We start from the raw sequence: 8,174 nt of genomic DNA, 5'->3' as shown, positions 1-8,174 counted from the left end.
AACTGGTTTTGTAAAGCATTAGGTTCAAATGTGCGATTTAAAACAACATGAGTTGAAGTAATTTCTTCTTCGTGTTCGTGGTCTTCTTCCGTGTCGTGATGGCTGGGACGATTAGACAAATCGTCTTCAGCCGCAGCTTGAAAACCCAACAAAATTGTAGGATCGATTTGACCGCGATCGCTTGTTACCATTTTTACCTGTCGCGGTAGTTCTTGTTGCACCAACTTTAAAACTTCGGCTTGCGTTGTTGCATCAATCAAGTCAGTTTTATTCAATACAACTAAATCTGCACAAGCCAACTGGTCTTCAAATAATTCCTGTAATGGGGTTTCGTGTTCTAAACTCTCATCTGCCTGTCTTTGCACCTCAACCGCCTGCGGATTGCTAGCAAATGTTCCTGCGGCAACAGCAGCACAATCTACCACCGTCACCACTGCATCCACCGTAGCAGCATTGCGAATCTCGTGCCAGCGAAAAGCTTTCACCAATGGTTTTGGTAAAGCTAACCCAGAAGTTTCGATCGCAATGCAATCTATACTATCTCGGCGTTTTAATAACTCCAGCATCGTCGGCAAGAATTCTTCTTGTACCGTACAGCACAGACAACCATTTGTTAATTCCACAATCTGAGGTAAGCTATCTTCACGTTTCGCCTCTTCTGGACAAACCCGACAAGATTTCAGTAATTCTCCGTCTATCCCCAACTCGCCAAACTCATTGACTAAAACAGCAATGCGCCGTCCCTGATTGTTTTGCAACAAATGACGGATGAGAGTTGTTTTGCCACTGCCTAAGAAACCAGTAACGACTGTAACGGGAATTTTTGTTGCCATTGGATTTATTGCATTCAATATTAAGGGTAGTAGCTATTACTTTTTGCGTTGCAGCAATTTAGCGATCGCTTCTCGATGAGATTCTTCTGATGCATCCGGTTCAACTACTATAAGTTCGGGATCGTTCATGACCCGTCGAGATTGTTCCTGTAAAATTTGTTGCTCTAGCGCAGTTAACTCACTATTGCTTAGAGAACTTAGGTCAATCCAAGGTTCCATAATACGTTCTCCCTTCTGAACTAACGATAGCAATAATTTCGACTCCATCATTCCGCCTACCTCTGACGTGAGTGGAGTTGGTTCCAAGTTCTGTTGCGGTGCTAATCGCTGTTAGCCCCATCTCTTGCATAGTTTTAATAATTAAGATCTTGCAGCATTCTCAATTAGCATCCAAACTTGCCTCGAACTTAAGTCCGAGGCTAGCAGCAAAAGTCTACTGAAGTAGACTAGAAATCAATTGTAGTTGGCTTTATCCGACTTGAGCTATAAGCTAGTGAATTAATTCACTGGCGGCGATTGCCACAGGTACTACTTAACTTTTAACCCATCACCGAGGAAGTCAAGAACACCACCCCAATTGTACAGATTGCTAAACCAGATAGCCTCAACCAAGCAGGACTAGAATTAGCAGATTTCTGTAAGGCTAAATTGCCCGCCAAAAAGGCAACTAAAGCAACACCATATTGGATTAGAGTAAAACCCAACAAGTAGGCAAATAGAGGAAACATTTGCGCCCCGATAATCGACTCTCCGTAAGCATAACCGTGAAACAATCCCGCGATCGCGCCTAACCCCAATGTGACTAACCAGTGAGGACGATTGCGCCACAACAGCATTGCACCAAAGATAATTACAGAAACTGCGATCGCGATCTCAGCCGCAGGTAAATCGATTTGGAAGACGTGAATAACTGTCCCCAACATCGCCGCCACGACAAATCCAGCCGGAATTAAAGCACCGCGCCGTTGTCCGACTGCAAGTAATCCAATTGCCACGACAAAAGCGAAATGATCTAAGCCAATAACAGGGTGAGCTAATCCTGACAAGAAACCTTCAAATAAATTTACTGGAGTCTTGCCACCAATCGCGTGATGGGCATAAGCTGGTTGGGGTATGGCAAAAAATGCGATCGTCAAAGTAGCTGAGATCGCTCCTAAATAGCGCAGAGATTGCTGCAAAATGTTAGACATCAAATCTTTAGACATCATCCGTACCTCGCGAAGGATGTGAGTTAAACAATTTTTATCGGTGGGTATTCTGACTCATACGGGAGTCGGGAATCGGGGACAAGTCGTAAGTCGTAAGTCGTAAGTGACAAAACAACTACCAATTACCAACTACCAATTACCAACTACCAATCACAGTTGCGGGACAGCGCCGGACTTGCACCGAACTTTCCCCGTTGCCTCTAGCAGCTGTTCCCTGCTAGAACCGATTAGATTGAGGAGATTATCATACCACCAGATCGCATCCTTAGAGAGAAACAAAACTGTTCTTAATTTTGCTCAACTAAAAAATTGGGTAGAAAGGCAAAATTGTCTAGCTATGACCGAACGTTGGAAAAAGCTACCAGAAATGGAGATACTATACTGTTGCTATCAGCATAAAACTTGCACTAAATAGCAATTAAATTGAAAGAAATGGAAGACTCTCAATTCGTTATTTTCATCGTCTTTGGCTGTATCTGGGTTGTGATGGGAACTGCGGGTGTAATCGCATTGCTAAAATCTGACGGTCAAGAAATTCGCTTTGGTAAATGGGGGCTGTTAGTTGCTCTACCAATTGTTATCCCCATCGTCATTGCACTTGCTTTTGGCGCGTTCTACTACAAATAGTTTGGGTTTATTGCAAAATCTCTTGTAATTGGTGCTGGTTCCACAAATTTTGGTATAACCCTGATTGTTGAACCAATTCTTCATGCGTGCCAGATTGGACGATCGCACCCCGATCCATCACCAAAATCCGATCGGTAGTAGCCGCAGCTGAGAGCTGATGAGAGATAAATATCACAGTTTTGCGATCGGTTCCTGTGGAAAGATTATCTAAAATCGCTGTTGCAGTCTGATTGTCAACGCTCGATAAGGCATCGTCTAAAATTAGTACCGGAGCATCTACAAGCAAAGCTCTAGCAAGCGCTGTACGCTGTCTTTGACCACCGGAAAGGGTGATCCCTCGTTCGCCCACAATTGTTTCGTATTGCTGTGGAAAATTGAGAATTTCAGGGTGGATCTGAGCTTGCTTGGCGCAGTATTCTACATCAGATTGTTCTGCGAGTGGATCGCCATATCGAATATTATTTTTAATCGTGGTACTGAAGAGAAAACTATCTTGCGGTACGTAGGCGATCGCGCGGCGTAAATCTTCCAATGTAATTTGAGTAATATCTTGCCCATCTAAAAATAATTGTCCTGGGTCAATTTCTAAAAGATGAGGTAAAGCATTTGCTAATGTCGATTTTCCCGCACCAATTGGTCCTACAATTGCGACTGTCTCTCCTGGCTGAATAGAAAAGCTGACATTTTGTAATGATGGTGTACTAGAACCAACATATGTATAGCTCAAATTGCGTGCTGTTAACTCTCCTTTTATCTCTTCTTTTGGTAATGAAATCGCGTCAGGTCTATCGTAAATCTGAGGTTTGACAGCCAGAATAGATTCTACGCGATCGATACTGACTTCTCCTCTTTGATAAGCTGTAATTGTAAACCCAAGTAAAGCGGTGGGAAAAACGAGTCTTTCCACATAAAGTATGAGTGCTATAAAATCACCAACACTTAAATTCCCAGCAGCAATTCGTCCCGCTCCAAACCACAATAATAAGAGCAGACTAACGTAAGAAAAACCTCCAACTAGGGGAAACAAAGTATTACGAGTTTTGGCGAGTTTTAAATTTGCCCCTAATAACCTAGAATTATTTTGTCGAAAAGCTAGCCGTTCGTTTGTTTCTTGAGCGTAGATTTTAATTAATGCCATCCCGCTCATATCTTCTTGAATTAATTCACTAATGCCAGATAGTTCCTCTTGGACTTCTGCTTGTTCGTTACGGAGGCGATCGCTAAATAACTGTACCACGATCAACATCACTGGATAAATTGCTACAGCAGCAAGAGTCAGTTCGACATTAATTTGCAACATGAAAGGTAGCGTCAACGCATAAGCAAAGATCGTGTTGACAATACTCAGCACTGCAAAACCTACTAACCGCCGAATATTTTCGACATCACTCGTAGCGCGGTTGATCAAATCTCCCGCTGTATTTGTGTTGAAATAGGTAGGTTCCAGCTTCAGAAGATGTTGAAATAGCTTTTGTTTCAAGTCAAATTCGACTTGTCGTCCCGCACCAAACAGGGCAATCCGCGATACCATGCGAATTACCCACATGACAGAACTCAAAACAATTATCAATCCGACAAACTGTAAGACTTGCTCGAACCTAAATTCTCCCTGAAGTCGCTCGATAATGTCGCGAATTAGTAGTGGAATGTATACCCCGACGGCGTTAACTACAAATAAAGCCACAACCCCTATGAGAACTTGTTTCCAGTGGGGACGCAGGTAACTGAGGAGTTTAGAAAAGCGAGAACGTTGAGCCATGACCGCCGCGTGAAGGACTTTGCTGATTCTAGAATTATTGCAGTTATAGTTGTCGTCTGGCTGTTGGGGGTAGCAAAGGTAGCTATCTAATATCTATACTGCTTGCTAATTAGAAGTTCGATCGCAACCGATACGGAACTTCCTGCCAGAATAGCCGAATTGCGATCGCCCCACTAATCAACTGAATACCACCAAAAATAGCAAGTGACGCTCCAAATCCAAACAGCAACAGTTCTCCGAATATCAAGCTGCCAATACCAAATCCAGTAAACAAGACAAACACTTTGAGTCCCATTGTTTGACCTAAACTATTGCTATCTCCCAAATCGGTTACGATCCCCACAAATAAAGGTTGCGTCAGGTCGTACCCTAAAGATAAAACGAGAACCGCGATCGTCGTTCCAATGGGAGGAATCTCAAAAATCATCGCAATTCCCGCTAAGGCTGCCATAATTAATCCTGCCGGAATTAGCCAACGCCGTCCCCAACGATCCACCGCTCGACCAATTAGAGAACTTAGCAGCAATCCAGGAATACCATAGCCGAGAATAGTCAGACCAATGCTCAATGCATCCATGTTGTAGCGTTGCGACAAGTACAACCCTAGCCATGTATACACGCCAGAGTGATAGATGCCGTTCCATAAAACATAGGCGTAAGTTCGTTTGCCGCGAAAACTGCTGAAGATCTGGCTATATCCCCGAAACACCTGACGAATCGTCGGTAATTTTTCTACTTTAGCTGTATCGAATAAAGCGCCGTAAAGATGCAGCCGCCAAAGTACTAAAGCAGCGAAAACAGCCGTCCCAATAAACAGCGATCGCCACCCAACAAACGGTTCGAGAACCGCGCCACCCGCAGAACCCGCCGCCATTCCTCCTTCCATTGCTGCGAAAACAAGCCCTAATTTACTACCTCGCTGGTCGAATGGAAACAAATCGCCAATCAAGGCAAAGGTGAGTGGAATCACTCCACTAGCTCCCAGTCCTGTCAGCAGTCGCCAAATTACCATTTGCGAAGCTGTTTGAGCTGTTGCAGTCAAAGCCGTGCAGATGACAAAAATGATTAGAGAAATGCGAATCACCGACCATCTGCCAAATCGATCTGACAGCACGCCGTAGAACAGTGCCATCAGCGCGTAAGCTAACATGTAGGCTGGAACGATAATGCCAATTTCTTGAACTGGAACGTTAAAGACTTCCGCCAAACGCGGAATCAGGGGAGCGATCGTATATCCTTGCAGAAAAATTAGTCCCGCAGCCAGCGAAAGTAAGGCAAACAGACGGTTATGCTGCTTTAAACGAATTGTGCGGTCGGCTGCTTCAGCGTGAGGTAAATGCTCAAGATGTTCTTTGCGGTTTGACATGGGTTTTGAGTATTTCAACTCGCTGCCCACCCTAAAGAACTAAATGCTAAGTTTTTAGTACCTAGCTTAGAGAGTCAAAGCCAGAAATTGGTGGAGCAACGATCGTCACAAAAGTTAAAGTTTCATGACAGTTATGTTACCATCGCTCGCTTTTCGATCTTGAAAATTTCAGTCTTAAGGGATAGCCTCCACTACTTTTCTACCTTGAGAATTTCAGTCTTTAGGTATACCGTCAACGGTTCCACTACCAGCAATAACCTCTCCAATGGCAAACGCCTCGACATCCTGAGAGTCAAACCACCGCAGCGTCTCTTCTACAGCTTGGGGAGGAACGATCGCCACGTAGCCAATCCCCATATTAAAAGTATTGAACATCTCCTTCTGACTTACTCCACCAATTTTCGCCAGCCACTGAAAGACTGGGGGAATTGTCCAACTATTCACATCCACGCGAATTGATTGCCCTTCACCCAGGCAACGGGGTAAATTTTCCGGTATTCCCCCACCTGTAATATGTGCCATCGCGTGAATTTCGATCCCAGATGCGATCGCACTCAGTACGGGCTTGACATAAATCCGCGTTGGTGTTAGAAAGGCTTCTCCCAAACTTTGACCGGAAAACTCTTCTGGGCGATCGCTCCAAGCATATCCCCCCACCTCAACAATTTTCCGCACCAAGCTGTAACCGTTGCTGTGGACACCTTGACTGGCAAGCGCGATCGCCACATCCCCTATTTGTACCCTAGAACCATCGAGCAACTTGCTCTTGTCCACAATTCCAACACAAAAACCCGCCAGATCGTACTCTCCTGCCTGATAAAAACCAGGCATTTCAGCGGTTTCACCCCCCAACAGCGCACACCCCGCCTTTTGACATCCTAAACTGATGCCGCTAACTACCTGTGTCAGTTGCTCCGAGTTGAGCTTTCCCGTTGCTAAATAATCCAAGAAAAACAACGGTTCTGCTCCAGAAGTCAGTACATCATTTACGCACATCGCCACTAAATCGATTCCTACCGTGTCGTGACGGTTGAGCGCGTGAGAAAGTTTCAATTTTGTGCCGACTCCATCTGTCCCAGAGACTAAAACTGGCTCCGTGTAACCGCTAGGGAGTTGAAAATAACCTCCGAAACCTCCCAATCCCCCAATCACTTCTGGGCGATGGGTGCGATGCACTAGCTGGCGAATGCCTTCAACAAATGCTCTACCAGCTTCAACATTAACCCCTGCTGCTCGATAATCCATGCTGCCAGTTTCCTCAATGCGGCAGATAGCTCCGCTTCACGCATCAGCATTTTATCTTAATTTTGCTGCGCGACAGCATTAGCATTCTACGTGTTGCTTGAGTGCGATCGCCGGTTTAAATATCGCTTTATAGCTAATAAGTTAAGTTTTAACCCAGTATTTATTTACTTTTACTCTTTTTTAAGTATTTTAAGTAATATTAATTTTATTAAAAAATAAATTTTCTCGTTAGAGACACAGAAAAGCTGAATTTGCTTCTCTGCAAAGATGTTATGCATTGCTTTACAAAATCTCTTTATTAAAATTAACAATTTCCCCTTGACATTACCGATCCTCAATGCAAAAACTTCGTGATAGTCTGTTGCAGTTGAAACTTCAACATAAAAGCGTAATGAGTACGAGCTAGTGGGTCAGTTTGAGACCATTCAGTGGTATCCCCGCGAGCTTTTGCCGAAGTCGAGGAGTGCAATTCACAACGGAAGCATGAAAAAGCAAATTTTATTAACAACCGTTGCTCTGCTTACTACTGCCGTAGGCGTACCCCTGTCATGTTATGCAGAATCGCTGAATGCAGATTCTTCAAGAGACAACAGACAGGAGATCTCCTCAGCAGTGCAGGCTCAACCGCAGAATGTTGAGAAAGTAGGCGAAACCCAATCCAGAGGCGAATCCAAAGCTAAAGAAGCAACGATCGCCAGAATACAACCCCACGAAAGGGGCGATCGCCAAGCAGTGACGCTGTACGTGCGTAACATACCCGTACTGACATTTTTAGGCGACAAACAGGCAGCAAACGCTACCAAAGTTGGACAAACCCAGAGTGCCGAAGATGCTGCTGACAAATCAACCCAAGTAGCAACCACAGGCAAATTACCCAGCGTCGAGCCAACTTCAGCCAAGAACGCTCCCATTTGGCAAGCAGCAGCAGTAGCAGCTAGACTCAACCAAATGAGTTCAGAAGGTGTCGATGCCAGCAAGATTACTGTCAAATGGAAAGATAGTGGCAAATCTAATGCCCAAAAAGCATCAGAACGCTATGAGATTGCAATTGACGGCAAAAAACTGGTAGCAGTTGATGCGGATACCAGACTACCAGAACAGAACAAGAAAAAACTATCAGACGAGGCATTACAAGC

7 protein-coding genes, 1 pseudogene and 1 riboswitch are annotated in these 8,174 nt (G+C 44.5%); of the genes and pseudogenes, 2 read left to right on the top strand and 6 right to left on the bottom strand.

Features of this window, described 5'->3' with window-relative positions; all coding sequences use genetic code 11:
- The 3 genes from cobW to ACRC32_RS03255 form a co-directional block, all read right to left on the bottom strand.
- The coding region (gene cobW / locus ACRC32_RS03265; RefSeq protein ID WP_438552627.1) for a cobalamin biosynthesis protein CobW at positions 1-833 on the bottom strand (833 nt) is incomplete at its 3' end.
- 36 nt (positions 834-869) lie between these two features.
- A complete protein-coding gene (locus ACRC32_RS03260; RefSeq protein WP_438552626.1) occupies positions 870-1,103 on the bottom strand; it encodes a hypothetical protein in 234 nt (77 codons plus the stop codon).
- Between the two features lie 269 nt (positions 1,104-1,372).
- Entirely contained in the window at positions 1,373-2,023 is a 651-nt protein-coding gene (locus ACRC32_RS03255; protein WP_438552625.1) for a HupE/UreJ family protein, read from the bottom strand.
- 40 nt (positions 2,024-2,063) lie between these two features.
- Positions 2,064-2,284, bottom strand: a riboswitch (cobalamin riboswitch).
- A gap of 189 nt (positions 2,285-2,473) precedes the next feature.
- Here ACRC32_RS03255 and ACRC32_RS03250 point away from each other — a divergent pair.
- Positions 2,474-2,668 (top strand): hypothetical protein, encoded by a 195-nt coding sequence (locus ACRC32_RS03250; RefSeq protein WP_438552624.1) that lies wholly within the window; start codon positions 2,474-2,476, stop codon positions 2,666-2,668.
- A 7-nt stretch (positions 2,669-2,675) separates the two neighbouring features.
- Here the strand turns inward: ACRC32_RS03250 and ACRC32_RS03245 are convergent, their stop codons facing one another.
- From ACRC32_RS03245 to purM, 3 genes are all read right to left on the bottom strand, one after another.
- Positions 2,676-4,427, bottom strand: coding sequence for an ABC transporter ATP-binding protein (locus tag ACRC32_RS03245; RefSeq protein ID WP_438552623.1), 1,752 nt, complete (start codon positions 4,425-4,427; stop codon positions 2,676-2,678).
- Positions 4,428-4,536: 109 nt separating this feature from the next.
- Complete coding sequence (locus tag ACRC32_RS03240; protein WP_438552622.1) at positions 4,537-5,793, bottom strand: MFS transporter; 1,257 nt, start codon at positions 5,791-5,793, stop codon at positions 4,537-4,539.
- Between the two features lie 213 nt (positions 5,794-6,006).
- On the bottom strand, positions 6,007-7,038 hold the full coding sequence (gene purM / locus ACRC32_RS03235) for a phosphoribosylformylglycinamidine cyclo-ligase (protein ID WP_438552621.1): 1,032 nt from the start codon (positions 7,036-7,038) through the stop codon (positions 6,007-6,009).
- Positions 7,039-7,521: 483 nt separating this feature from the next.
- Between purM and ACRC32_RS03230 the strand changes: the two are divergent.
- Positions 7,522-8,174, top strand: a pseudogene (locus tag ACRC32_RS03230) (hypothetical protein); the annotation flags it as partial.

The organism is Chroococcidiopsis sp., from assembly GCF_051657925.1.
Lineage (GTDB): Bacteria > Cyanobacteriota > Cyanobacteriia > Cyanobacteriales > Chroococcidiopsidaceae > Chroococcidiopsis.
Note: the sequence above shows the minus strand (reverse complement) of the source record. Positions and strands in the feature narration are given on the sequence as shown.

Excerpts from the sequence above, each read along its gene's own strand:
- ACRC32_RS03260 (WP_438552626.1), bottom strand. The coding sequence starts at position 1,103 with ATGATGGAGTCGAAATTATTGCTATCGTTAGTTCAGAAGGGAGAACGT.
- ACRC32_RS03240 (WP_438552622.1), bottom strand. The coding sequence starts at position 5,793 with ATGTCAAACCGCAAAGAACATCTTGAGCATTTACCTCACGCTGAAGCA.
- ACRC32_RS03255 (WP_438552625.1), bottom strand. The coding sequence starts at position 2,023 with ATGTCTAACATTTTGCAGCAATCTCTGCGCTATTTAGGAGCGATCTCA.
- ACRC32_RS03250 (WP_438552624.1), top strand. The coding sequence starts at position 2,474 with ATGGAAGACTCTCAATTCGTTATTTTCATCGTCTTTGGCTGTATCTGG.
- purM (WP_438552621.1), bottom strand. The coding sequence starts at position 7,038 with ATGGATTATCGAGCAGCAGGGGTTAATGTTGAAGCTGGTAGAGCATTT.
- ACRC32_RS03245 (WP_438552623.1), bottom strand. The coding sequence starts at position 4,427 with ATGGCTCAACGTTCTCGCTTTTCTAAACTCCTCAGTTACCTGCGTCCC.